Here is a 22,156-nt window from a genome sequence, read left to right as displayed (position 1 = left end):
CTCCTTCCCCCCTCTCCTCCTCTCCTCTTTTTTGTTTTTTTCTTTTTTTTTTTTTCCCCCCCCCCCCCCCCCCCCCCCCCCCCGAACCCACGGACACGCGAGGGCGATCGCCTCAACGCGCGCTGGCGGCATACTGCCTTCGTCCCGTACGGATGGCCTGTCGGTCCTTCTCACTCGTACCGCCCCACACCCCGTACTCCTGACCGGAGTTCATGGCCCACCCCAGGCACTGTTCCATGACGGGGCAACGACGGCACACGGACTTGGCGTCCTCGGTCTGCGTGACGGCGGGGCCCGTGGTGCCGACGGGGAAGAACAGGTCGGGGTCCTCTTCCCGGCAGGCGGCGTCTTGTCGCCAGTTCACGTGGCAACTCCCTCGGTCGCGGTCGGATCGGCTTCTTCCTCTTCGCGTTGCCGGGAAGCCCCGGCGTATTCCTCATCCCGGGCGCCGACCGCGAACCGGGGGCGTCAGCCGTCCAGCAGACGACGCACCACCCTGCCGAAGATCAGCCGGCCCGAGCAGGCGATCAGTGGGTCGAACAGCCGCGGCAACCCATGGATGCGGAGGTCTTCTTCCCAGACCACCCGCGAACCCCCGCCGTGCGCGCGTACCTCCAGCTCGGCCCAGCCGGTGACCACCGAACCCCGCTTCTCCAGCCGGCAGCGGCCGGGGACGGCGGCGGAGGGGAGCTGCCAGCGGACGACGTCCATGGTGTCGTCGAAGCCGACGGGTCCCACCCCCGTCCGGGCCACGAACCTCGTCCCCACCCCGAGCCGGTGCGGCGTCACCACCACGATCCGCGTGCACGGGACATGCGCCGCGTGGTCCTCCCAGCGGGTGAGCCGGCGCCACGCGGCGTCAACGGACAACCGTGACTGGCGTTCGATCAGGAACGTGGCCATGACGGCATCGTAGGCGGCCACACCACGGCGGGCCGCCGGCCACCGCGGGCGAGTCCGGCGCCGAGGCGGAGGGACGGCCACGGGGTGCCCGCGTCAGCCGACGGCGGACTCCACCACGATCGCGACGGTCAGCAGCACCCCGAAGAAGACCGTCACGCCCCCGCAGCCGCCGAACAGCACCGTGCGCGCCCGCAGCCGCCGCCCCTCGGCGGCGCGGCGCCGGGCGAGCCGGGCCAGCAGACCGGCGGGGACGATGAGAGCCGTCACCGCGAGCCACCACCACAGGTAGACGTGCGGCGCCGCCACGTTCCCGCACCACCCGGCCCACGACCCCACGACGGCGATCACGGCTGCCGACACCACCGAGGCCGCGGCGGGTACCCACCACCAGGCCCCCGCTCCACCCCACCGCCCGCCCGCCAGGCGGGCCAACGCGACCGTGGGCATCACCAAAGTCAGCGCGAGGACCAGGGCCACCCCGGCCACGACCGGCAGAAGGACGGGCAGGACCGCGACGACGACCAGAGCACCGCTGTCCTCCCCGGGCCCGGGGTGGGCCGCTCCCCAGGACCACAGGGCGGCGGCCGCGAACCCCAGCTCGGCCAGCAACGCCGAAACCGTCACCCCGAGCCCATACGACTCGTGTCCGCCGATGCCCGCTGTCCCTGTCCGCACACCCCGATCATCCCCCGCCCCCGATCGCGCGTAGGTGCGGGGGCCGGGGCGCGGTGGTTCGATGTCAGCGTCGGGCCGAGGTATTCGCCTCCAGGTGCCGATCATGTAATGTTGTCGGCTCCAGTACGGAACGACCCAGGAGGTGAGACCCATTACCGCTGTAGCAGGCTGGGTGCTCTCATCTCACGGCTGTACGGTCCACTTGACACAGTGACCGGGAGAGCGCCCTTCGGTATCCCGAAAGGCTTCCCATGTCGGTCTCCCCGTCATCGCTCTCCCCTCTCTCCGGTCTTACCGATCTTTCCGGTCTCTCCCGCTCGGTCATCATCACCAGGCTCCGCGCCGGCGGCTGTGTCTTCGCCGAGGACGAGGCGGAACTGCTTCTCTCCACGGCACGGACCTCCGCCGACCTCGCCGCCATGGTGGACCGCCGGGTCGCCGGCCTTCCCCTCGAACACGTCCTGGGCTGGGCGGAGTTCCACGGCCTGCGCATAGCCGTCGACCCCGGCGTCTTCGTACCCCGCCGCCGCACCGAGTTCCTCGCCGAACAGGCCGTGGCCCTCGCCCGGCAGGCCACGGCCACCGCCGCCGGGACCGCCCACGGGGGCCGGGACCACAACCGTCCGCGCGCCGTCGTCGTCGATCTGTGCTGCGGCTCGGGCGCGGTCGGCGCCGCGGTGGGCGCGGCCCTGGACGAGGTCGAGTTGCACGCCGCCGACATCGACCCCGCCGCCGTGCGCTGCGCCCGCGGCAACCTCGCCGCGTCCGGTGGCCGGGTCTACGAAGGCGACCTCTACGACGCCCTGCCCACCACCCTGCGGGGCCGCGTCGACGTCCTCGTGGCGAACGCGCCCTACGTACCGACCGAGGCGATCGGCCTGCTGCCCCCGGAAGCCCGCCTGTACGAGCCCCTCGTGTCGCTCGACGGCGGCGCGGACGGGCTGGACGTCCAACGACGGGTGACCGCGGCGGCACCGCTGTGGCTGGCATTGGGCGGTCACCTGCTGATCGAGACGAGCGAGCGTCAGGCACCGCGAACCGTCGAAGCCTTCGCCGCCAACGGCCTGGTCCCACGCGTGGTCGACTGCGACGACCTCGACGCCACCGTCGTCATCGGAACCAGGCCCACCACCGCGTCCACGGAGGAGCGACGGCCCCGGTAGGCGTACCGGGGCCGTACCGCCCCACGAGCCGACCGGTACGGCCCCGGCCTCCGGTGGGTCAACCGCCGCTGCGGGCGCCACGGGCCCGCAGTGGCCTACCGCAACTCACCCGCGGGGCCGGCGGCGCCAGGCGCCGGTCAGTTGGGCGCCGACGTAGAGCGCCGAGAGGGTCGCGAGCAGCGGGCGCAGGAACATCACGTCGTCCGACGTCCAGCCCCAGACCGCCATCGTGATGCAGAGCGGCAGGAACAGCAGGCGCGGCGTCCACCAGTGCCAGGGCTTGCGCACGGTGTAGACGCGGTGGGGTGCCTGGCCGTCGGTGGCGGCCTTCTCCCAGTCGCCCATCGCGCCGGGGCGGGTGAGGATCCGGGCGTCGGGCAGCTCGGTGAGCGCCTCCGCGCGGGACCCGAAGGCCGCGGGCAGAGGCGGTATGCGCAGGGCCGTGAGGAGGTCCGCCTCGCGGCGCGGGGCGTCGTCGGAGCCGCGCAGCAGGGCGATGAGCGGACGGACGTCCGCGAGGTCGTAGGTGGTGGCCAACGCCTGGGCCGTGGCCGTCACCCGGTCGAGGTCGGGGACGGGGGCGGCCGGGTCCCAGTGGTGTTCGGCCAGTCGCTTGCCCTGGTGCACCAGGGTGAAGCCGTGCCGGTCTCCCGACCGGTGGACTATCAGGGCGGGCCACCGCTCCCGGGTGGTGAAGGTGCCCGCCGCGGTGAAGAGCCGGTCCCGGGTGTGTGGTGAGCCGCGGCGCGCGGGGTCGGGATGGAGCGCTATCTCCACCAGGGTGTGCCAGCCGTTGGCCGCCGTGGCCACGCGCAGGGGCGGCCCCGAGCTGAGGTTCGCCTCGGCGACCGTGTCGAGGGTCGCGGAGACCACGGCGAGGGAGCGGTGTTCCGCCGACGGGTAGGACCCGTCGGCGGTCCGCGTCCCGGCGGTCATCGCACCGGCCGGGCCGGGGGCGGGCACCGCGGCCGGCTGCGGGGGCCGGCCGAAGAACGGGGTGGCTCCCGCGACCCGCATCCGTACCCCGGTGCGGAATTCCAGGAACTCCTGACGCGGGTCCCCCACATAGGCCCAGGGAAACTCGGTGGCGTGCACGCCGATGGCCCGGAACTGCTCGAGCGACTCCGCCCAACGGCCCGCGTTCGCCAGCATCAGGGCCAGGTGGTTGCGCACGTCGGCGACCTCCGGGTCCCCCGCCTCGTAGTGCGCGACCATCTCCAGGGCCCGTTGGATCGCGGCGTCGATCCGGGCCGGGGCGATCGGCCCGTCCGCGACGGCGGAGGCCACGACGACGTACTCGACGGCTGCTTGCAGCGGCAGCGATCTCAGCTTGGACGGGGGCAGTGCCTGATCGGCCGCGCGCTCGGCGAACGCGAACATCTCCTCGTGCGAGCCGTACCACTTGTCGCACAGGTACTGCAGGGCCGTCGAGTGGCAGCCGAAGTGATGGGGGGAGCGGGCCGTGGCCTCCTCCCAGTAGCTGTCGAAGATCTCACGCGGGGCCTGGCAGCCGCGCGCGTGCGTGAGCGCGACCCGCCAGGGAACCGGGTCGGCGGGGTTGAGTTCGACGGCCGCCCCGATCACCGGGACGGCGTCCTCCAGCAGTGCGAAGAAGCCGCGGAACCGGTCCTCGCTCACCTCGTCGGCCCGCGCCGAGCTGCGGATCTCCCACGCCTGCTGGACGCACAGGTCCGCCTTCACCAGCATGGCGTCCGGGTCCCCGGGCACCGCCGTCAGCCAGGCGTCCAGCCAGCCGGGGTTGTGCAGCGCGAACGAGGCCAGGTCCGCGACGCAACGGTCGCGGCGCTCCCACCGCATGTCGAGGCGGGTGGCGGCGAGCAGGTCACGGGCCGCACCGAAGTCGCCGGAGGCGGCCGCGACGAGCGCGGAACGCAGCGGCGCGTCCGGGGCGTCGACGACGACGGCCTCGTCGGGCGGCAGCCCCACGCCGAGCGCGGAGGCGTGGCGCACCATGCGCGGATATGTGATCAAGGAACGCGGAGAGAACATAAGGTCCCTATTAAAGGACGTACTCCCGCATTCGCCCAATCACACCTCACAGGCGGCATCAGGACCGTTCTTCGCGGCGGCGGGGTGAGGACACCACCCCGGCGCGGGCCGCCGTCGCGCCCCGCGCCGGGACGGGCCGTGTCCTTCCCGTCGGCTGTGGACACCGGGGACCGGATGGACGGACAATCACCCCATGACGTCTCCCGATTTCCGTACGCAGGTGAGCCGGCGACCGTCGGAGGCGGAGCGGGATCGCGCGCTCGACGTGCTGCGGGCCGGCACCGGCGAGGGCCGGCTCTCGCACGACACGTTCATGCACCGCATGCAGATCGTCCTCACCGCCCGCAGCCGGTCCGAGATCGACGTCATCGTGGCCGACCTGCCGGCCCGCAGAAGCCTCTCGGACGCCATCGTCCGTGCGGTGGCGCGTTGTTCGGCCCTCGGGGTCCGGCTGCGCGAGGCATGGCACACGGCGCGCCTGCCCGGGCTGCGCCTCCCCGCGCCGGACACCGAGCCGTTGTGCATCGGCCGTTCCCCGCTGTCGGATCTGCGCTTCGACCATGACACGGTCTCCCGCCGGCACGCCGAACTGCGGTATCTGAACGACTCCTGGCGGCTGTCCGACCTCGGCTCGCGCAACGGCACGTACGTCAACGGGCTCCGTATCGCCGGCACCGTGCTCGTCCGCCCGGGCGACCACGTCGCCTTCGGCAGTCTTCACTTCCGCCTGTCCGCGTGAGCCCGCCCCGCGCGCCGGTCAGACGGGCGGCTTCCACAGCGTCAGCGTGCCGGCGTACGTGGGCGGGTCGAGGTCGCGTCCCGTCGGCGTCACCTCAGTGATCTTGAACATCGAGAGGTTCCCCTTCGAGGTGACCGTGCACAGCACGTCCCCCTCCTTCAGGACGCCCTCCTCGACGAGGCCCTTGCGGGTGAGTTCCGAGGGCAGCGGCGCGGTGTCCACCGCCTGACGGCACTCCTCGGGCGTCGTCCCCTTGCTCTTGGCCGTCGCCTTGCGGAACGACAACCACTGCGACATGTACGTGAGTTCGACATCGTGGTCGGGGATGTCACCCCGCGGTGACACCCTCGGCGCGTCGAGATCCACGCCCACCAAAGAATTGGCGGGAGTGGCGATGGTCAGCGGACGGTCGGTGAAGAGGGCCTCGTAGCGCTTGGGGGCCTTGGTGGCGGGCGCCGCGTCCGCGCTCTTGCCCTTCCCCTCGGGAGCGGGCCGTGCGCTCTGATGGGCGCTCTTGTCCGCCGCCTCCGCCGTCGACCCGGACGTGCCGTCACCGCCGGACAGCGCCCACGCGGTACCGGCCACGACGGCCAGCGTCACCGCGAGGGCGATGGCCGTCGGGGTCCGCCGCCGCCACAGGGGCGCAGGGGCCCCTGTCGCGGGAGATGCGGGCGGCGCGGACGGCACGGGCGGTGCGGTGTGACCCGCGCTCGCGGCCCGCGTCGGCGCGCTGTGCACGAAGTCACCGGGCCGGTGGCCGTCGGCGGGCGCCGACGCCTGCGTGGGTACATAGGTGGCCGTCCGCCGCGGCTCGCTCTCCGGCGGGGCCGACGGCTCCGGCTCCGCGCCCGTGAGCAGCAGTTCCACCTCGCGCTCACGTGCCGCCACGGCCGTGGTGACATCGGCCGGCAGCCAGCCGTCGAAGGCACGCGCCTGTCGGCCCGACGCCCGCTCGCACAGCTCCGCCAGCTCACCCGGCGTGGGCCGGGCCGCCGGGTCCGCGGCCAGACAGCGCTCCAGCACCGCCCGCAGCGCTTCCGGATAACCGGACAGATCCGGCGGCCGCTGGGCGGTGTTGGCGATCTGGGTGGCCACCGTCAGCGGACTGCCCGAGCCGTAGGGGTGACGGCCCGTGGCCGTCACGGCGGCGATGAGCCCGAGCGAGAACACATCGGTGGCGGGTGTGAGTTCGGCCCCGATGCCGTGCTCGGGCGACATGAACTGCGGGGTGCCGATGAAACCGCCACTACGCGTCAGCCGGGTGGCCTCCGCGGCGCGCGCGATGCCGAAGTCGATGACCCACGGGCCGTCCGCGCCGAGCAGGATGTTGCCGGGCTTGAGGTCACGGTGGATGACACCGGCGGCGTGCACGGCGTGCAGCCCCCGGGCCACACAGCCGACGAGCTGGAACGCGGCGGACAACGGCAGCGGCCCGTACGTCTTCAGCGCGTCGTCCAGCGGGAGCCCCGGCACGTACGCCGTGGCCAGCCACGGCTGCGCACCGTCGGCGTCGTGGTCCACGACGGGCACCAGGTGGTAGCCCCGCACCCGCCGCGCCGCCCGCACCTCCTGCTGGAAGCGGCGCCGGAACTCCACGTCGCCCGCGTACTCCCGGCGGATCATCTTGAGCGCGACCGGCTGGTTCCCGCGGCTGCGCGAGAGATAGACGGACCCCATGCCGCCTTCGCCGATCCGGGCCAGCAGCCGGTAGCCGGCTATCTCCCTCGGTTCGTCCGCTGTCGGCGGGCGCAGTGCGCCGGCTTCGCTTCCCTCGATGGAACCCACCCCCGTGTGATGCGGTCAGATTGAAGATCGTCATCCTAACGAACGGAATGACACCATCCGCCGCCGGAAGCGCGGGGCGGGACCGCCTTCGGGCCGCCGGGATCCGCGCCGACCGGTCCCCAGGTGGCCGGTCCAGAACGAGAGTCACAACGCCGATCATGACGCGGAGCCGGGGCCGTCCCACCGGATTTCGCCGGTGTGCCGACTCGGTGACTTGAGACGGGAAATCGCGGGCACCCGGTCGTGGACCGACCCATTCCGTCCGGCTCGCCGAGCCAGGACGCCGAGGAGGAGACGCCATGTCGCAGATCGAGGAATCCATCGAGGTCGCCGTCCCGGTCACCACGGCCTACAACCAGTGGACCCAGTTCGAGGAGTTCCCCCAGTTCATGCAGGGTGTCGAGCGCATCGAACAGCGCACGCCGACCCTCACCCACTGGGTGACGAAGGTCGACGGCGTCACCCGGGAATTCGACGCCGAGATCACCGAGCAGATCCCCGACGAGCGCGTGGCCTGGACCACCGTCTCCGGTGAGGTCCGCCAGGCGGGTGTGGTCACCTTCCACCGCCTCGACACGGCCCGTACCAAGGTCATGCTGCAGTTCGACCACGCCCCCGAGGGCCTCGTCGACACCGTCGGTGACAAGCTCGGCTTCGTCCGCCGCCAGGCCAAGGGCGATCTGGAACGCTTCAAGACGTTCATCGAGTCCCGTGGCTTCGAGTCCGGCCAGTGGCGCGGCACCATCGTCTGACCCGCCGGGTCAGGAACGACTTCGCGGACACGGGCTACGGCCGCGTCCCGGACACGGCCCACGGCCGGTTTGCACCAAGGAGGGCCGGGTACTCGACCGCTCGGCCTTCCTCTGGGCGGGCCGAGCCCACGGGTACGTGGTGATCAGGAGGAACGAATGGACCGGGGAAGCAGCAAGCACGGCGCCAAGCGCGATGACGAACTGAAGAAGGAAGTGGAAGGGCTGACCCGATCCGGGAGGCCGACACGCGCCCAGGAGTGGCGCGAAATCGAGACACCGGCCGCCGAGGAGATGCCGGGGGAGGAGGGGACCGCCCCGCCGGAGGGCAAGCGCGGCGGGTGAACGCCCCCGGGCCCCGGCCCTGACGACTTCAAGTCCCGGCCGTGCGCCCCCAAGCCCCCGGGCGGCCCCAGGCCCCCGGGCGGGGTGCGGCAGGGCCGGGCAGCCGGGCCTCAGAAGAGCAGCTTCTCCGGATGGAGAGGCAGGTCACGGACCCGCACACCCGTCGCGTGGTGCACCGCGTTGGCGATCGCCGCGGCCGTGCCCACGATGCCGATCTCACCGATGCCCTTGCTGCCCATGGGGTTCAGATGAGGGTCGTGCTCGTCGATCCAGTGCGCCTCGACGGAGCGGATGTCCGCACAGGACGGCACGTGGTACGAGGCGAGGTCCCGCTCGGCGAAGTCACCGAAGCGGGCGTCCAGGGTGCTGCCTTCGAGGAGCGCCATCCCCACGCCCATCACCATTCCGCCGATGAGCTGGCTGCGCCCGGTACGGGCGTTGAGGACGCGGCCCGCGGCGAAGACGCCCAGCAGGCGGTGCACCCGGACCTCGCCGGTGTCGGCATCGACCCGCACCTCGGCGAACTGCGCTCCGAAGGCGGACTTCGCGTGGCGTGGCTCGGACTCGATGTCGTCCGAGGTGTCGGCACCGGCGGTGAGACCACCGGGCGGGACCGTACCCCCGTGTTCACCCATCAGATCCGCCAGGGCCCGGCAGGCCTTGTGCACGGCCCACCCCCAGGAGGCGGTCCCGCAGGAGCCCCCGGCGAGCGGGGCGGCGGGCAGCGCGCTGCTGCCGATCTCGACCGTGACCCGCTCCATCGGCACGGCCAGCGCCTCGGCCGCGATCTGCGTCAGCACGGTACGGGCGCCCGTACCGATGTCCGTGGCGTTGACCAGTACGGAGAAGCGGCCGTCCGCGTCCACCCGCGCCCGCGCCGACGAGGGCGACACATAGACGGGGTAGCAGGAGGAGGCCACGCCGGTGCCGATCAGCTGACGGCCCTCGGCGCGCGAGCGCGGACGCGGGTCACGCTCGTGCCAGCCGAAGCGTCGCGCGCCCTCCCGCAGACACTCCACCAAGTGCCGGCTGCTGAACGGTTTCCCGCTGTCCGGCTCGGTCGCCGTGTCGTTGCGCACCCGCAGTTCCACCGGGTCCACCCCGGTGGCACAGGCGAGTTCGTCCATCGCGCACTCCAGCGCGTACATCCCCGAGGCCTCGCCGGGCGCCCGCATCCAGGACGGACTGGGGACATCGAGCGCGACCACCCGATGGGTGGTGCGACTGTGCGGTGAGAGGTACATGGTGCGCGAGGGGGCGGCGGCCTGTTCCACGAACTGCCGGACGGTGGAGGTCTGGGTGGTGACCTCGTGCGCGAGGGCGCTGATCGTGCCGTCCCCGCCCGCGCCGAGCCGTACGCGCTGGACGACCGGCGGGCGATGCCCGACGACCGCCGCGAGCTGCGGCCGGGGCAGCGCGAGTTTGACGGGCGTCCGCACGTGCCGGGCGGCCATCGCGGCCAGGACCAGCTGGGGGCGTGGCGTGCCCTTGGAGCCGAAGCCGCCGCCCACGTGCTCGGCGACGACGGTGATCCGTTCCTTGTCCATCCCGAAGAGTTCGGCCAGGGTCTTCTGGACGGTGGTGGTGCCCTGACTGGAGTCGTGCGCGAAGAGCCGGTCGTCCTCCCACCAGGCGGTCGTGGCGTGCGGCTCCATGGGGTGGTTGTGCAGACCCGTCATGGTGTACGTGGCGTCGACGCGCACGACGGCGGCCTCGTACGCCGTGTCGAAGTCACCGCGCTCGCGGCTGCCCGGAAAGCCGCCGTTGGCCTCGTCGGGGACGTACAGGCCCGGGTGGGACGCGGTCAGTACGGCGTCGTGGTCCTCGGCCGCGTAACCGACCTCCACCGCGGCGGCCATGGCGCGCGCGGCCTCCAGGCTCCGGGCGACCGCCAGCGCGACGTACCAGCCGCGGTGCGGCACCCGGTCGTTCTGCAGGACGAGCAGCGTGGCGTCGTCCACGTCCTTCAGCCGCGGGGCGTTCTCGTGGGTCAGGACGGCGAGGGCACCGGGCTCCCGCATCGCCCGGCCCGCGTCGACGGAGACGACCCGCCCCAAGGCGATCGTGGCGGGGACGGGCCAGGCGTAGGCGGTGCCGGGCGGGGTGTGTTCGGCGGCGTAACGCGCCGCCCCCGTGACCTTCTCGCGCCCTTCGACGCGGACGGGGCCGGGCGTGCTCGTGTCGCTCATGGGGCGGTTCCCTCGGTGACTGCGGCGGTGCCGTCGGCACCGGCGAGCCCGCTGAGGACGCGCACGGCCAGATCGCGCGCGAGACGCACCTTGAAGGCGTTGTCGCGCAGGGGTTCGGCGGCCGACAGCTCGGCGTCGGCCGCCCGGGCGAAGGACTCCTCCACCGCCCGGGCCCCGCGCAGCGCGCTCTCCGCCGTGCGGGCCCGCCACGGTTTGTGGGCGAGACCGCCGAACGCCAGCCGCACGTCGTGGACGGTGCCGTCCCGCACGTCGAGCGCCGCCGCGACGGAGGCCAGGGCGAAGGCGAACGAGGCGCGGTCACGCACCTTGCGGTAGGTGGACCGGCCCGTCGGAGGCGGTGGCAGCTCGACGGCGGTGACGAGTTCGGCGGGGCGGATGACGGTGTCCAGGTGCGGTGCGTCGCCGGGCAGCCGGTGGAAGTCCGTGAGATCGACCGCCCGTTCCCCCTCGGGACCCCGCAGCCGCACGACGGCGTCGAGCGCCGCGAGGGCCACGGCCATGTCGGACGGGTGCGTGGCCACGCAGGCCTCGGAATGGCCGAGGACGGCGAGGTCGCGGTGGACACCGTCACGCGCCGGGCAGCCGCTGCCGGGAACACGCTTGTTGCACGGTTTGCCGATGTCCTGGAAGTACAGACAGCGGGTGCGCTGGAGCAGGTTCCCGCCCGTGGTGGCGGTGTTGCGGATCTGCCCGGACGCGCCCGACAGCACCGCCTGGGACAGCGCCGGATAGCGGGTGCGGACGGCCGGGTGGGCGGCGAGGTCGCTGTTGCGGACGCCCGCGCCGATCCACAGGCCGCCGCCCGCCGTCTCCCGGATCTCCGCGAGCGGCAGCCGGCTGACGTCCACCAGGAGACCGGGGGAGACCACGCCCAGCTTCATCAGATCGACGAGGTTCGTGCCGCCGCCGAGGAACACCCCGTCGGGGCTGTCGGCCAGGGCGGTGATCGCCGCGTCGGCATCGTCGGCACGCGTGTAGGCGAACGGCCTCACCGGGTCACGTCCTCGATCGCGCCGACGATGTTCGGGTACGCGCCGCACCGGCACAGATTGCCGCTCATCCGCTCGCGGATCTCGTCGGGGGAGAGGGGGACGGGCGGGCCGGAGGGACCGGCCGTCAGGGGGGTGACGTACGACGGGTGGCCCGCCGCCGCCTCGGAGATCGCCCCGACCGCCGAGCACAGCTGCCCCGGCGTGCAGTAGCCGCACTGGAAGCCGTCGCGGTCGACGAACGCCCGCTGGAGCGGATGCAGCGTGTCACCGTCGGCCAGCCCCTCCACGGTGGTGATGTCCGCGCCGTCGTACGCGACCGCCGGCAGCAGACAGCTGTTGGCCCGCCGTCCGTCGACCAGCACGGTGCACGCCCCGCACTGCCCGTGGTCGCACCCCTTCTTGGCACCGGTGAGATCCAGGTGCTCGCGCAGGGCGTCGAGTACCGTCGTCCGGTGGTCGAGGGCCAGCCGCCGGGGAACGCCGTTGACCCGCAGGGTCACCGTCGAGGAGGTGGACCGGTCGGGGTCGCCGGCCCGGGCCGGACCGGTGGACCGGTCGGGGGCGGGTGGTGTCACCACGGTGCCTGGCCTTTCGCTGGGGTCCCATCAGCACCGTGACGAGGTCCCCGGTTCCCCGGCGCCTAAACGCACCGGGGCGCGACGGCACCCGTTCGGCCCGCCCGCACCCAGGTCACTTGGCCCAGCCGCGGAAACGGCCTAGGCCGCGTCCGCGGCGGCCCGCAGCGCGGCCACGTCCAGCTTCTTCATCCCGAGCATGGCCCTCATCGCCCGCTGGGAGCGTCCCGCGTCCGGATCGGCCAGCAGCTCCTCCAGGGCGGCGGGGACGACCTGCCAGGACAGCCCGTATTTGTCCTTCAGCCAACCGCACGGGCCCTCCTCGCCCCCCTCGGAGAGCCTGGCCCAGTAGTAGTCGACCTCGTCCTGACCGGCGCAGTCGATCTGGAACGAGACGGCCTCGTCGAACGTGAACTGGGGACCGCCGTTGATCGCGGTGTACGCCTGGCCGTCGAGCACGAACTCGACCGTCATGACGGTGCCGGCCGGCCGTGGGCCGGCCTCGCCGTAGTAGGAGACACGCCTGATCCCGGAGTTCGGGAACACCGAGACGTAGAACTCGGCGGCCTCCTTGCCCTCGGTGTCGAACCAGAGACTGGGGGTGATCCGGGGCATGACGTCCTCCTGAGTCCTCGTCGGTGTCGCGGGCCCGGTGCCTGCCCTCACGGTGGCACCGGACGGCCCCCGTCGCTACCGCGCGTGGCAGCGGGAGATCACTTCAGCGCGCTGCGCTGGTGCCACTGCTCCCAGTTCTCCTGCCACACCTCCAGGCCGTTGCCGACATCCGTCTTCTTGGTGCTGGTGGTGCCCTTGACCTCGACGGTGGAGCCGATGGACAGGAAGTCGTAGACCTTCTTGGCGTCACCGGTGGTCATGCCGAAGCAGCCGTGACTGTTGTTCACCACACCGACGGAGTTGTTCCAGGGCGCCGAGTGCAGGAAGGTCCCGGAGGCGGTCAGATGGGTCACCCACTTCGAGTCCAGCATCCACTCGTTGCCGTGACCGATGGTGGCCGAGTCCATGGTCTCCGCCGCGTTCTTGCTGCGCACCGTGTGCACGCCGCCGCGCGTGGGGTCGGTGGGGGAGCCCGCGGAGCCCTTGATGTCGCCGACGGGCTTGCCGTTCTCGTACATCGTCAGGGTGTGGCCGGGGACGTCGATGACGGCCTTGCGGTCGGCGCCTATGGTGAAGCCGAAGTTGTAGTTCCGCGCGAACCAACCGCCCTCTCCGGAGTCGATCCCGGACAGCGAGCCGTTGACGGAGACCTTGGTCCCGCTCGGCCAGTAGTCCTTGGGTCGCCAGTCGATCCGGTCCTGGCCGGACCAGTCCTTGACCCATCCCCAGGAGCCTTCCACCTTGGGCGTGGTGGTGACCTTGAGGGATTTCTCGATCTCGGCCCGCTTGCTCTCGTCCACCGGCTTGTCGAAGAGGATCGACACCGGCATGCCCGTCCCCACGGTCTGCCCGTTGCTCGGCGTGTTGGTGAGCTTGTTGACCGCGGGGGCCTGCCGTGTGGTGAAGATGGCGGTGGAGGAGGACTCCTTGCCCTTGCCGTTCTTGCCACCCTTCGCCGTGGCCCGCACGGTGTAGGTGGTCTGCGGCCCGGCCTTGCCGTCCGAGGCCCACGAGGATCCGTCGGCCGCCAGCCGCCCGGTGACCTCGTTGCCCTTGTCGTCCTTGACTTCCACCCGGGTGAGCCGTCCGCCGTCCGCCTTCACCGCTATCGGCGAGCCGAGTGCGACGTCCTTGCCGCCCGCCGGGCTGACGGTGATTCTGGCTTCCCCTCCGGCATCGGAACCGGAGCCACCGGAGCCCCCGCACGCGGTGAGCAGCATGGAGCCCGTGAGAGCGGAAACCAACAGAACGGAGCGACGGCTCGATCCGAGGTGCACGTCAGTCGACCTTTCCAGCAACAGGAACAAGGCGGCGGGCCACAGCCTCGGCGGCCCGCCAGCGCGGCGGCTGACGCCGTCCACAGCTCTACAGATGAGCTGCGGGCTTGTGCGGTTGCATGAGGAAAGAACGTTTGTGCGGCGGAACGTCCGACTCCGGCTATCTCGGGGGCCGACGGCGTCCGGTCACCGACGGCCGACGGCCGTCATACCCGCTACGCGGCGAACTCCGTGAGGTCGATGGCGTGGACGACCAGCGGGAAACCGTACGCGGGAGGGGTGATCTCGCGCTCCCGCGCCATGCCCAGTTTGCGCAGTACGTTCCGGGAGGCGTCGTCGCCCGGCCGGGACAGGGCGATGACACGGTCGAGGCCACGCTCCTGCAATGCGAACTCCAGCGTCGCCTGGGCCCCTTCGGACGCGTACCCCTGCCCCCAGAACTGCCGTCCCAGGCGCCAGCCGATCTGGACCTCGTGCTCCAGACCGGGCAGCGCGTCGGGCACGGACAGGCCGACACATCCGGCCAGTTCACCGGAGGCGAGCAGCTCGACGGCGAACAGCCCGAAGCCCTCGTCGTCCCACTCCTCCTCCCACCTCTCGATGTCCTCGGCCGTCTCCTCCAGATCCCGGACCGAGCCGTCACCGACCCAGCGCATGACCTCCGGGTCGGCGTTGATGTCGGCCATCGGGCCGAGATCGTCCTCGCGCCAGCGGCGGAGCATGAGTCGGGGCGTTCGAATCTCTGTCACGGCGATCATCCTGCCGACAGGAGGCGGACAAAGCCAACCGGGACGCGCCACCCTCACCGGAAGCCGGCCCCGTCCCGCCTTCCCCCCGACCCGTGGGCAAGCGCGGCCACCCGCGTATTTTCCTGGAGATCCGACACCTCATGCCCACCTCCTTCAACCAGTCCGTCATCGAGGAGTTCCGAGCCAACGACGGAAAGGTCGGCGGCCCCTTCGAAGGCGGCGACCTCCTCCTTCTCACCACCACCGGCACGCGGTCGGGAGCGAAGCACACCGTTCCGCTCGGTTACGTCCGCGCCGAAGGCATCCTCCTCGTCATCGGCTCCGCCGCCGGCGCGCCCCGTCACCCCGCCTGGTACCACAACCTGCTCGCCCACCCGCTGGTGCGGGTGGAACTCGGCACCGAGACGTTCGAGGCGATAGCGGTGCCCGCCGAAGGCACCCGCCGTGACCGGCTGTTCGAGCAGGTGACCCGGGTGGCACCGGGATACGCCGCCTACCAGGCCGGCACCGGCCGAACGCTGCCGGTCATGGCACTGGAGCGCCCCGGGCTCGCCCCCGGGGAGGGACCGGACGAGATCGCCAGCCTCGCCGACAAGCTCCTGGAGGTCCACACCTGGCTGCGCGCACAGCTGCGGCACGTGAGCGCCGAGGTCGACGCCCACTTCGCCGCCCGGGCGGCCCACACCGGGCCCGGAACGCCTCCGGTGCCCGGGCTGGCGCTGCAGATCCGGCAGCACTGCCTGGCGTTCTGCCAGTCACTGGAGTTCCATCACACCAGCGAGGACGCGTATGTCTTCCCCGCGCTCGCGAGCCGGCACCCCCACCTGGCCGCCGCGCTGGACCGCCTCCGGGACGAACACCGCACGGTCGCACACCTCCAAGGCGAGCTGGCCGCCTTGCTGGCCGACATCGACGGCGCCGTCCCCGTGCGCTTCCGTACCGAGCTGAACCGTATGGCGCGCGAACTGACGGCACACCTGGACTACGAGGAGGAGTCGCTGATCCCCGTCCTCGCCGAGATCCCGTTCCCACCGGCCCCACCGGCCGCCACGGCCTCCTGACGGATGGCCGTCACCCCAGCGGGTGCGCCGCCCGGAAGCCGTGCAGATGGATGAGGACATGGTGCCCCCTGCCCAGGGCGAACGGGCGGTAGGGGTCTCCGGGCGGCCCGATGTCCCGGGTGGGGCGGGCCCGCGACGACCACTCGCGGGCCGCCAGGGGCGCGGTCCGCAGGTCCACCAGGAAGTCGCGGTGCCGCGTCCGGCGGCCCACCCGCTCCAGGGCCTCCTCGCTGCTGCCCGCCCTGGGCGGCCCGTACGTGTCGGTCCGCCACTTCCCGTCGTCGCCCGGCACCGTGGCGGTGCCGCTTCCGAAGGTCGTGCCCACACTGAGGTAACCGTCGTCACCGAGCAGCTTTCGCAGGTAGGCGCCTTGGGTGACGGGGTAGTGGGCGGGATCGTAGGTCTCATAGGCGGTATGGCCGTTGTGCGCGGCCAGCAGGACCTTGTGACCGGTGTGCCGGTACCACCAGGCGGTGTTCCTCGCCATGAGTTCATCGCGGTACCGCATGGCCTCGGGCTGCTTCGCCGGGTCCTTGAGGTCGAAGGCCAGCAAGGTGGCCGTCTGCTCGATGACCCGCGCGTGCTGCACGGCCCAGTCGTGGGCCGTGCGGTCGCCACCGGGGCGCAGCCCCTCCAGGAGGCGCACGGCCTGCCGGGCCAGGCCCGCCAGCCGGCGGCGCTCGGCGATCGGCAGTGCGCTGAAGTCGGCTTCGGCCGCATGGGCCCACAACGCGTCGTAGAGCCCGTCGAACCTCGCCCGCAGCGCCGGATGCCGTCGGCCGACGTACCCGAGGACCCGCTCGAACAGCAGGTCGTCGATGCGCGGGTAGGCCAGGTCGTTGCCCATGAACCGCACCGGTGTCCTCGGGTGGCGCACGTTGTGCTCACGCATCCACGTGATCAGGTCCAGATACTCGCGGACGTGCCACGGCCACTTGCCCTGCCCGAACTCCGTCTCCATGATCGCGCGCGGATCGCCGGTGCCGTGCCGCACGTAGGCGTCGAGCCGCAGCCCGGCGCCCCAGCCCGCCTCCAGCGCGAAGGTGGTGAACCCCTTGTTCTCCACCAGGTACCGGAACACCCGGTGCTTGAGGGTGACCAGCTCGTGCGACCCGTGCGCCACCTCGCCGAGACCGACCACCGGCACGTCACCGATCATCGCGCCCAGCGGACGCAGATCGCCGAGGTCGCCGGAGGGCTCCGTCGACCGCAGCGGCCGGCAGGCACGGGCCAGCGCGGCGACGGCCGAGCCGGCCCGGTCGTCCGGCGGTGCCACGGCCCGCGCCGGCGGAGCGGTGACGGACAGCCCCAGGGCGGGCAGTGCGGCGAGCAGCGACCGTCGTGAGACGGGTGACATACGGGTTCCCCCTACGGGTGGGGCCGGGCGAGCGGTGCGGAAACAGTTTTCCCCGGCCGCGCCGCACCGGCGATCCCGCCACCACCCGCCTCGATGGTGGGGACAGCCCCACCGGGGAGCGTCAGCTCGGCTTGAGCGCCCGGATCCGATGGTCGAGTTCACGCTGGTAGAAGTCGATGAACCCCTCCGGGTCCGGGCCGGCGTTCTGCATGACCAGATGGTCGAAACCGGCGTCGACGTACTGCTGCGCGGCCTCGACATAGCGGGCCGGGTCGGGGCCGCAGGCGAACTGTTCGAGGATGTCCTCCTCGCGGACGGTGGTCGTCGCGGCGGCGAAATTGGCCGGGTTGGGCAGCTCGCTCATCACCTTCCACCCCGTCACGGCCCAGCGCGAGGTCTCCAGCACGGCTTTGGCGGCGGTGTGCTCGTCGGGCGCCCACGCCATGGGCACCTCGGCGTAACACGGTCCGCTGCCACCGGCCTCGCGGTAATGCCGGACGAGTTCCGGCTTCGGCTCGGTCGCGAACAGCCCGTCCCCGAGTTCGGCGGCGATGCGGGCCGCGGCCGCCCCGCCGGCCGCCACCGGGATCAGCGGCAGTTCCTCCGGCAGGTCGAAGACCCGCGCGTCCTCCAGGCGCAGGTGCTTGCCCTCGTAGGAGCGGTAGCCACCGCGCCACAGCGAGCGGATGATCTCCAGGGCCTCCCGCAGCATCTCGTGGCGCACCGGCACCGAGCCGGGGAATCCCGGTCCCACGACGTGTTCGTTGAGCCGTTCCCCGGACCCCACGCCGAGGGTGAAGCGGCCGTCGCAGACCAGGGCGAGCGTGGCGGCGGCCTGCGCGATGATCGCCGGGTGGTAACGCACCGTCGGACAGGTCACGCCCGTCACCAGACCGATCCGCTCGGTCTTCACCGCGATCGCCCCCAGCACCGTCCAGGTGAACGGCGAATGACCCTGGTTGTCCAGCCAGGGATGGAAATGATCACTCATCTCCACGAAGTCGAACCCGGCCCGCTCGGCCGCTACGGCCTGCCGGATCAGCTCGCCCGGTCCGAAGGACTCCGTCGCCAGCTTGTAGCCGACCTTCATCTGCCTCACTCCTTTGGCTCGTGTCATGTCGATGGGTCGCCGTCGCCCTGACACGTTCCCCGAGCCGCGCGCGGTATGGGCCGGGCGCCGCTCATGGCCGGGCGAGCCCCCCGGCCGTCGCTGCTCGCGCCGGCCGGGGGCGGGGGAGGAGCGGGTGCCTAACGGCCGTTGCCGTCCTTGTGCGTGTCGTGGCAGGTGCCGCCGTGGACGAGTTCGAGGTGCATGACGACGGTGGGCCGGAGCTTCTTCGCCAGGTGCCGGACCTTGTCGTTGTGGCCGTACTTCAACTCGTGGTCGATCAGGCCCAGTGTCTTCTCGTGCCCGGCGGCCTGTGCCTTGAGCCACGCCATGTCGTACGCCTTGGTGTGGGCCTTCGTCCGCAACTTCGCGAGCTGCTTCTTCTGCTCGGCCGTGGGGGAGCCGGGCAGGGAGACGTCCAGCTTGTCCGCCACCCTGCGGACCTTGGCGTCCATCTTCGTGTGGTCGTGGACGAGGACCTTGGCGACCCGCTTCACACAGGACGTGGTGGCGTTCTTGCCGGCGTCCATCGCGGTGGCGATCTCGGCCAGGTTCCCCTGGTGCGCGGTGCGCAGGAAGGTGTCGTCGGCCGAGCTGGTGCGGGGACAGGTCGCCAGGGCGGGGCTGATGGCCGTACCGCTCGCGGCCAGTACCGCCACGACGGTGGCCAGCTGGTGTCGCATACGCATGGGTTGCTCCGTTCGTTCTCGGGCTGACGGCCACGCGCGTGAGGATGTATGCCGGGCAGGCCGCCGTGTGGTGCCGGGTCCCACGGAACGCTGATGCGGCGGCCCGGCCACAACATGCCTGCCACCGAGCCGGGCCCGCGCGCGCAGCATCCCGCGAACGGCGCAGCGCCCGCACCCGGCTGGCCCAGCCGACGGCGCCCGCGGCCGGCCGGGCCGGTCACCGGGCGACGTCTACGGCCCTCCCCGCACCCGCCCGCACGGCCGGGCGGCCGGCGGGTGCGGCGCCGTTCCTGGGGCGGCTCAGTCGCGGTCGACGTGCTCGCGCAGGATCTTGCGATGGGCCGCGTCCACGTCGAACGTGGTCTTGTTCCAGTCGCCGGTCGTCACGACGTCGACGGACCAGATGCCCGCGCCGCTGTCCGTGTCGTCGAGTTCGACGGAGGTGACCGTGCCCTTGGCCCGTCCGACGGCCGTCGCGGCCGCGTCCCGCGGCGACACCTTCGCCTTGCCCAGCAGGGTGGTCAGCTCCCGCCTGTCCCCGTCGTCCTGGTCCGCCTTCACCCCCGACTGCAGGACCTTGCCGGAGACGGCGTCGACACGGACGACATGGGCGGTGCCGTCCGGGGCCGCCACCTCGGTGTACCACTGCGGACCGGCACTGCCCGAGCGCTTCAGTTCCACGGAGACCAGCCTGCCGCCGGGGACCTTCTCCGTCGCGGCGTCCACGGCACGTTCGTAGCCGACCTTCGCCGCCGGCACCAGCGCCTTGCGCTCGGCCTGATCCTGGGTGAGCCCTCCGGTGGCCGTCGACGCGCCGGCGGACGGCGTCGAGGACGTGGCGTTCCCCCCGCCGCCGCTCCCGCCGTCGTCCCCGCATCCCGCCACCAGGGCGAGCGAGAGGGAGAGCCCGCACAGCACGCCGACAGCGCGACGGAGCCCTGCGCGCGGGCCGCTGTGCACTTCGGATTCGGATGTATCGTCCATGGGCACACGTCTTGCCCCGGTCCGCCCCGATCATGCCCCCTCGCGCCCGGAATCACCCGAGGGGCGAACGGGGGAGGAGCGGCACGGGCGGGCCCCACGGACCCCGCCCCGGCCCAGGAGCGCGGACTCATCCCGCGTTGTCGACATGGAGGCGCACTTGCTCCTCCAACCGCTCCAGACTCCGTTCCAGCGCGGTGCGCACGGCCTCTTCCCCGGGGTCGTGCCGTTCGTCGAAGAAGGACAAGTGCACCGTCACCTCGCTCGCGCCCCCGCCCGCACCGGTCACCTGGAGCCACCCGGCATAGCCGGCGTCGTCCCGGGTCCCCCACTCCACCCGCAGCCGGTCCGGCCACGTCCGGAACAGCGCGGCCGCGTCCTCGCCGGTGCGGTCCTCGTGCACCGTCACCTCCGGGAGCCCCCGCGGGGCGTGCACATGCAGGTCCGAGGGCAGCCAGCTGTCGAGCCGGCTCACCATGGCCGCCTGGTCGAAGACATGCTCGGGCAGCGCGGGCATCGTACGGGAACGCTCGTATTCGCTCATGCCACACCCATCGTCGGTCCGAAACCCTCCATGACCCGCCTGCCCCGTCGGCGGCCCCCGAGGCGTGAAACCACCCGTTCGCCCCGGTCCGTCCATCCTTCGGCCCGCACCGGTCACGGCCGGATTCGTGACGCGACCGTCTTCCTCGCGCGGAAATGTAGGCGATACTGGCCACCGGCAGAAGCTGGGGGCGAGTCCATGGATGGGCCACATACGGTGCGGTCGGGCGGTGACGCGCCACGGCAGGGCGCTCTCGACATCCGTCCGTGCGCGGATCAGTCGGGAATGTCCGCTTCCGGCGAGATCTGCCTGACGACGCAGACGGAGTGGGAGGGCGCGTTGGAGCGTCTGCTCGCCCGCGGCGGAGACGCCTACCTGGAGCTGTCGGCCGTCACCTTCGTCGACGTCGCGGGCGCCTCCGCCCTGGCCCTGGCGGCCCAGCGGATCGGCCGCGCCGGAAGACGGATCGTCGTCCACGAACCACCGCCGTCGCTACGTCGTGCGTTGGAGATGTTCTGGTCCGATCTGACGATGATCGAGGTGACGGGGTGACGGGCGTGACAGTCAGCGGTGAGGCGTTCGTACACCCAGCCCTCTTCTACCGTGGCGATACCGAATACCTGGCCGCCACCGTGCCCTTCATCCGGGACGGACTGGCCGCGGGGGAGCCGGTGGCCGTGGCCGTTCCCGAGAGGAACCTCACGCTGCTCCGCGACGCCCTGGGCGAGCAGGCCGGCTCGGTGCGCCTCATCGACATGCAGCAGGCCGGGCGCAATCCGGGCCGGATCATCCCCCGCGTCCTGCGCGCCTTCGCCGATGCCCACCAGGACCGTCATGTGCGGATCATCGGCGAGCCCATCTGGGCCGGCCGCACCGCGGACGAGTACCCGGCGTGCGTGCAGCACGAGGCGCTCATCAACTACGCGTTCACCGGCCGAGACGTGACCATCCTGTGCCCTTACGACACCGGCCGGCTGTCCGCCGCCGTGCTCGCCGACGCCGAGGCCACCCACCCCGTCGTCAGGGACGGCGGCCGGGAGCGGGCCAGCGACGCCTACGCCCCCGACCGCGTCGTCGCCCGGTACAACGAGCCCCTGTCCCCACCGCCCGGGGTGTCCGCGTTCACCTTCGACGCCAAGAGCCTCCCCGACGCCCGGCACTTCGCCGCCGGGCTCGCGGCGGGCTTCGGGCTGCCCGACGGCCGGCACAGCGATCTGGAACTGTCGGTGGCGGAGCTGACCACCAACAGCGTGGTGCACGGCGGCGGTAGTGGCACCCTGCGGGTCTGGGCCGAGGGCGAGCACCTGGTCTGCGAGGTCGAGGACCGCGGACACATCAGCGCCCCCCTGGCCGGCCGCTGTCCGCCCCCGCCGTCCCAGCCCGGCGGCCGGGGGCTGCTCATGGTCCACTACGTCAGCGACCTGGTCCGCACCCACACCCACCCCCAGGGCACCACCACCCGCTTCTACCTCCGGCGCTGACCGGCCACGACGCGAGCAGCGTCGGTAGGTGGCAGCAGCGGTGTCCTCGCGCGCGTCCCGGTCGGTGCGTCGCACGTCGCCCGTGGAGCGGGCCGTGGCCGTGCGGGGCCGCGACCGTGCGGGGCGGTCACCCCGGTGTTCTCCCCAC

23 protein-coding genes are annotated in these 22,156 nt (G+C 72.2%); 7 read left to right on the top strand and 16 right to left on the bottom strand.

The features are described from left to right. Positions 1–112: 112 nt before the first annotated feature. The 3 genes from ACZ6MA_RS05935 to ACZ6MA_RS05925 all read right to left on the bottom strand — a co-directional run bounded on the left by ACZ6MA_RS05935 (position 113) and on the right by ACZ6MA_RS05925 (position 1,578). Entirely contained in the window at positions 113–364 is a 252-nt protein-coding gene (locus ACZ6MA_RS05935) for a WhiB family transcriptional regulator (RefSeq protein WP_469431421.1), read from the bottom strand. 104 nt (positions 365–468) lie between these two features. Beyond that, complete coding sequence (locus ACZ6MA_RS05930; protein WP_469431419.1) at positions 469–903, bottom strand: SRPBCC family protein; 435 nt, start codon at positions 901–903, stop codon at positions 469–471. A gap of 93 nt (positions 904–996) precedes the next feature. Further along, complete coding sequence (locus tag ACZ6MA_RS05925; protein WP_469431418.1) at positions 997–1,578, bottom strand: hypothetical protein; 582 nt, start codon at positions 1,576–1,578, stop codon at positions 997–999. A gap of 251 nt (positions 1,579–1,829) precedes the next feature. Between ACZ6MA_RS05925 and ACZ6MA_RS05920 the strand changes: the two genes are divergently transcribed. Then, a complete protein-coding gene (locus tag ACZ6MA_RS05920; RefSeq protein ID WP_469431416.1) occupies positions 1,830–2,741 on the top strand; it encodes a putative protein N(5)-glutamine methyltransferase in 912 nt (303 codons plus the stop codon). A gap of 105 nt (positions 2,742–2,846) precedes the next feature. On the opposite strand, the gene ACZ6MA_RS05915 is transcribed toward ACZ6MA_RS05920, so the two are convergent. Next, entirely contained in the window at positions 2,847–4,715 is a 1,869-nt protein-coding gene (locus ACZ6MA_RS05915) for a hypothetical protein (RefSeq protein ID WP_469431415.1), read from the bottom strand. Between the two features lie 229 nt (positions 4,716–4,944). On the opposite strand from ACZ6MA_RS05915, the gene ACZ6MA_RS05910 reads away from it, so the two are divergent. Then, positions 4,945–5,490, top strand: coding sequence for an FHA domain-containing protein (locus ACZ6MA_RS05910; protein ID WP_469431414.1), 546 nt, complete (start codon positions 4,945–4,947; stop codon positions 5,488–5,490). Positions 5,491–5,508: 18 nt separating this feature from the next. Here ACZ6MA_RS05910 and ACZ6MA_RS05905 read toward each other — a convergent pair whose 3' ends face one another. After that, positions 5,509–7,275 (bottom strand): serine/threonine-protein kinase, encoded by a 1,767-nt coding sequence (locus tag ACZ6MA_RS05905; RefSeq protein ID WP_469431412.1) that lies wholly within the window; start codon positions 7,273–7,275, stop codon positions 5,509–5,511. A 299-nt stretch (positions 7,276–7,574) separates the two neighbouring features. Between ACZ6MA_RS05905 and ACZ6MA_RS05900 the strand changes: the two genes are divergently transcribed. Together ACZ6MA_RS05900 and ACZ6MA_RS05895 are read left to right on the top strand one after the other, a co-directional pair. Beyond that, on the top strand, positions 7,575–8,027 hold the full coding sequence (locus ACZ6MA_RS05900; protein WP_469431411.1) for an SRPBCC family protein: 453 nt from the start codon (positions 7,575–7,577) through the stop codon (positions 8,025–8,027). A gap of 156 nt (positions 8,028–8,183) precedes the next feature. Continuing rightward, positions 8,184–8,369, top strand: a complete 186-nt coding sequence (locus ACZ6MA_RS05895; RefSeq protein ID WP_469431409.1) for a hypothetical protein — start codon at positions 8,184–8,186, stop codon at positions 8,367–8,369. A gap of 110 nt (positions 8,370–8,479) precedes the next feature. On the opposite strand, the gene ACZ6MA_RS05890 is transcribed toward ACZ6MA_RS05895, so the two are convergent. The 6 genes from ACZ6MA_RS05890 to ACZ6MA_RS05865 form a co-directional block, all read right to left on the bottom strand. Next, the gene (locus ACZ6MA_RS05890) at positions 8,480–10,558 is read right to left on the bottom strand and encodes a xanthine dehydrogenase family protein molybdopterin-binding subunit (protein WP_469431408.1); all 2,079 of its coding nucleotides are present in this window, start codon (positions 10,556–10,558) and stop codon (positions 8,480–8,482) included. Next, the gene (locus ACZ6MA_RS05885) at positions 10,555–11,571 is read right to left on the bottom strand and encodes an FAD binding domain-containing protein (RefSeq protein ID WP_469431406.1); all 1,017 of its coding nucleotides are present in this window, start codon (positions 11,569–11,571) and stop codon (positions 10,555–10,557) included. The genes ACZ6MA_RS05890 and ACZ6MA_RS05885 overlap by 4 nt, the downstream gene beginning before the upstream one ends. Continuing rightward, positions 11,568–12,071, bottom strand: a complete 504-nt coding sequence (locus tag ACZ6MA_RS05880; protein ID WP_469432254.1) for a 2Fe-2S iron-sulfur cluster-binding protein — start codon at positions 12,069–12,071, stop codon at positions 11,568–11,570. The genes ACZ6MA_RS05885 and ACZ6MA_RS05880 overlap by 4 nt, the downstream gene beginning before the upstream one ends. Positions 12,072–12,287: 216 nt before the next feature. Next, positions 12,288–12,761, bottom strand: coding sequence for a VOC family protein (locus ACZ6MA_RS05875; RefSeq protein WP_469431404.1), 474 nt, complete (start codon positions 12,759–12,761; stop codon positions 12,288–12,290). Between the two features lie 98 nt (positions 12,762–12,859). Beyond that, entirely contained in the window at positions 12,860–13,981 is a 1,122-nt protein-coding gene (locus tag ACZ6MA_RS05870; RefSeq protein WP_469431403.1) for a L,D-transpeptidase family protein, read from the bottom strand. A 272-nt stretch (positions 13,982–14,253) separates the two neighbouring features. Continuing rightward, positions 14,254–14,787, bottom strand: coding sequence for a GNAT family N-acetyltransferase (locus tag ACZ6MA_RS05865; protein WP_469431402.1), 534 nt, complete (start codon positions 14,785–14,787; stop codon positions 14,254–14,256). Positions 14,788–14,927: 140 nt separating this feature from the next. Between ACZ6MA_RS05865 and ACZ6MA_RS05860 the strand changes: the two genes are divergently transcribed. Then, positions 14,928–15,848 (top strand): nitroreductase/quinone reductase family protein, encoded by a 921-nt coding sequence (locus ACZ6MA_RS05860; protein WP_469431400.1) that lies wholly within the window; start codon positions 14,928–14,930, stop codon positions 15,846–15,848. Positions 15,849–15,858: 10 nt separating this feature from the next. Here ACZ6MA_RS05860 and ACZ6MA_RS05855 read toward each other — a convergent pair whose 3' ends face one another. The 5 genes from ACZ6MA_RS05855 to ACZ6MA_RS05835 form a co-directional block, all read right to left on the bottom strand. Beyond that, entirely contained in the window at positions 15,859–17,205 is a 1,347-nt protein-coding gene (locus ACZ6MA_RS05855) for an erythromycin esterase family protein (protein ID WP_469431398.1), read from the bottom strand. Positions 17,206–17,326: 121 nt separating this feature from the next. Then, positions 17,327–18,295, bottom strand: a complete 969-nt coding sequence (locus ACZ6MA_RS05850) for a TIGR03557 family F420-dependent LLM class oxidoreductase (RefSeq protein ID WP_469431397.1) — start codon at positions 18,293–18,295, stop codon at positions 17,327–17,329. Between the two features lie 158 nt (positions 18,296–18,453). Continuing rightward, entirely contained in the window at positions 18,454–19,002 is a 549-nt protein-coding gene (locus ACZ6MA_RS05845; protein ID WP_469431395.1) for a DUF4142 domain-containing protein, read from the bottom strand. A gap of 300 nt (positions 19,003–19,302) precedes the next feature. Then, on the bottom strand, positions 19,303–19,986 hold the full coding sequence (locus ACZ6MA_RS05840; protein ID WP_469431393.1) for a PepSY domain-containing protein: 684 nt from the start codon (positions 19,984–19,986) through the stop codon (positions 19,303–19,305). A 127-nt stretch (positions 19,987–20,113) separates the two neighbouring features. After that, entirely contained in the window at positions 20,114–20,527 is a 414-nt protein-coding gene (locus tag ACZ6MA_RS05835; protein WP_469431391.1) for an SRPBCC family protein, read from the bottom strand. Positions 20,528–20,812: 285 nt separating this feature from the next. Between ACZ6MA_RS05835 and ACZ6MA_RS05830 the strand changes: the two genes are divergently transcribed. Both ACZ6MA_RS05830 and ACZ6MA_RS05825 read left to right on the top strand, forming a co-directional pair. Next, complete coding sequence (locus ACZ6MA_RS05830; RefSeq protein WP_469431390.1) at positions 20,813–21,079, top strand: STAS domain-containing protein; 267 nt, start codon at positions 20,813–20,815, stop codon at positions 21,077–21,079. Next, entirely contained in the window at positions 21,076–22,008 is a 933-nt protein-coding gene (locus tag ACZ6MA_RS05825; RefSeq protein WP_469431388.1) for an anti-sigma factor RsbA family regulatory protein, read from the top strand. The genes ACZ6MA_RS05830 and ACZ6MA_RS05825 overlap by 4 nt, the downstream gene beginning before the upstream one ends. Positions 22,009–22,156 lie beyond the last annotated feature (148 nt).

This window comes from Streptomyces sp. NPDC042259 (assembly GCF_055582085.1).
This window is presented reverse-complemented; position numbering and strand designations above follow the sequence as displayed.

What these genes read in the sequence shown, in the direction of transcription:
- ACZ6MA_RS05930 (WP_469431419.1), bottom strand. Translation starts at nt 903, where the DNA reads ATGGCCACGTTCCTGATCGAACGCCAGTCACGGTTGTCCGTTGACGCC.
- ACZ6MA_RS05870 (WP_469431403.1), bottom strand. Translation starts at nt 13,981, where the DNA reads ATGCTGCTCACCGCGTGCGGGGGCTCCGGTGGCTCCGGTTCCGATGCC.
- ACZ6MA_RS05830 (WP_469431390.1), top strand. Translation starts at nt 20,813, where the DNA reads ATGTCCGCTTCCGGCGAGATCTGCCTGACGACGCAGACGGAGTGGGAG.
- ACZ6MA_RS05915 (WP_469431415.1), bottom strand. Translation starts at nt 4,715, where the DNA reads ATGGTGCGCCACGCCTCCGCGCTCGGCGTGGGGCTGCCGCCCGACGAG.
- ACZ6MA_RS05920 (WP_469431416.1), top strand. Translation starts at nt 1,830, where the DNA reads ATGTCGGTCTCCCCGTCATCGCTCTCCCCTCTCTCCGGTCTTACCGAT.
- ACZ6MA_RS05850 (WP_469431397.1), bottom strand. Translation starts at nt 18,295, where the DNA reads ATGAAGGTCGGCTACAAGCTGGCGACGGAGTCCTTCGGACCGGGCGAG.
- ACZ6MA_RS05845 (WP_469431395.1), bottom strand. Translation starts at nt 19,002, where the DNA reads ATGCGTATGCGACACCAGCTGGCCACCGTCGTGGCGGTACTGGCCGCG.
- ACZ6MA_RS05890 (WP_469431408.1), bottom strand. Translation starts at nt 10,558, where the DNA reads ATGAGCGACACGAGCACGCCCGGCCCCGTCCGCGTCGAAGGGCGCGAG.
- ACZ6MA_RS05855 (WP_469431398.1), bottom strand. Translation starts at nt 17,205, where the DNA reads ATGTCACCCGTCTCACGACGGTCGCTGCTCGCCGCACTGCCCGCCCTG.
- ACZ6MA_RS05900 (WP_469431411.1), top strand. Translation starts at nt 7,575, where the DNA reads ATGTCGCAGATCGAGGAATCCATCGAGGTCGCCGTCCCGGTCACCACG.
- ACZ6MA_RS05910 (WP_469431414.1), top strand. Translation starts at nt 4,945, where the DNA reads ATGACGTCTCCCGATTTCCGTACGCAGGTGAGCCGGCGACCGTCGGAG.
- ACZ6MA_RS05860 (WP_469431400.1), top strand. Translation starts at nt 14,928, where the DNA reads ATGCCCACCTCCTTCAACCAGTCCGTCATCGAGGAGTTCCGAGCCAAC.
- ACZ6MA_RS05895 (WP_469431409.1), top strand. Translation starts at nt 8,184, where the DNA reads ATGGACCGGGGAAGCAGCAAGCACGGCGCCAAGCGCGATGACGAACTG.
- ACZ6MA_RS05840 (WP_469431393.1), bottom strand. Translation starts at nt 19,986, where the DNA reads ATGGACGATACATCCGAATCCGAAGTGCACAGCGGCCCGCGCGCAGGG.
- ACZ6MA_RS05835 (WP_469431391.1), bottom strand. Translation starts at nt 20,527, where the DNA reads ATGAGCGAATACGAGCGTTCCCGTACGATGCCCGCGCTGCCCGAGCAT.
- ACZ6MA_RS05875 (WP_469431404.1), bottom strand. Translation starts at nt 12,761, where the DNA reads ATGCCCCGGATCACCCCCAGTCTCTGGTTCGACACCGAGGGCAAGGAG.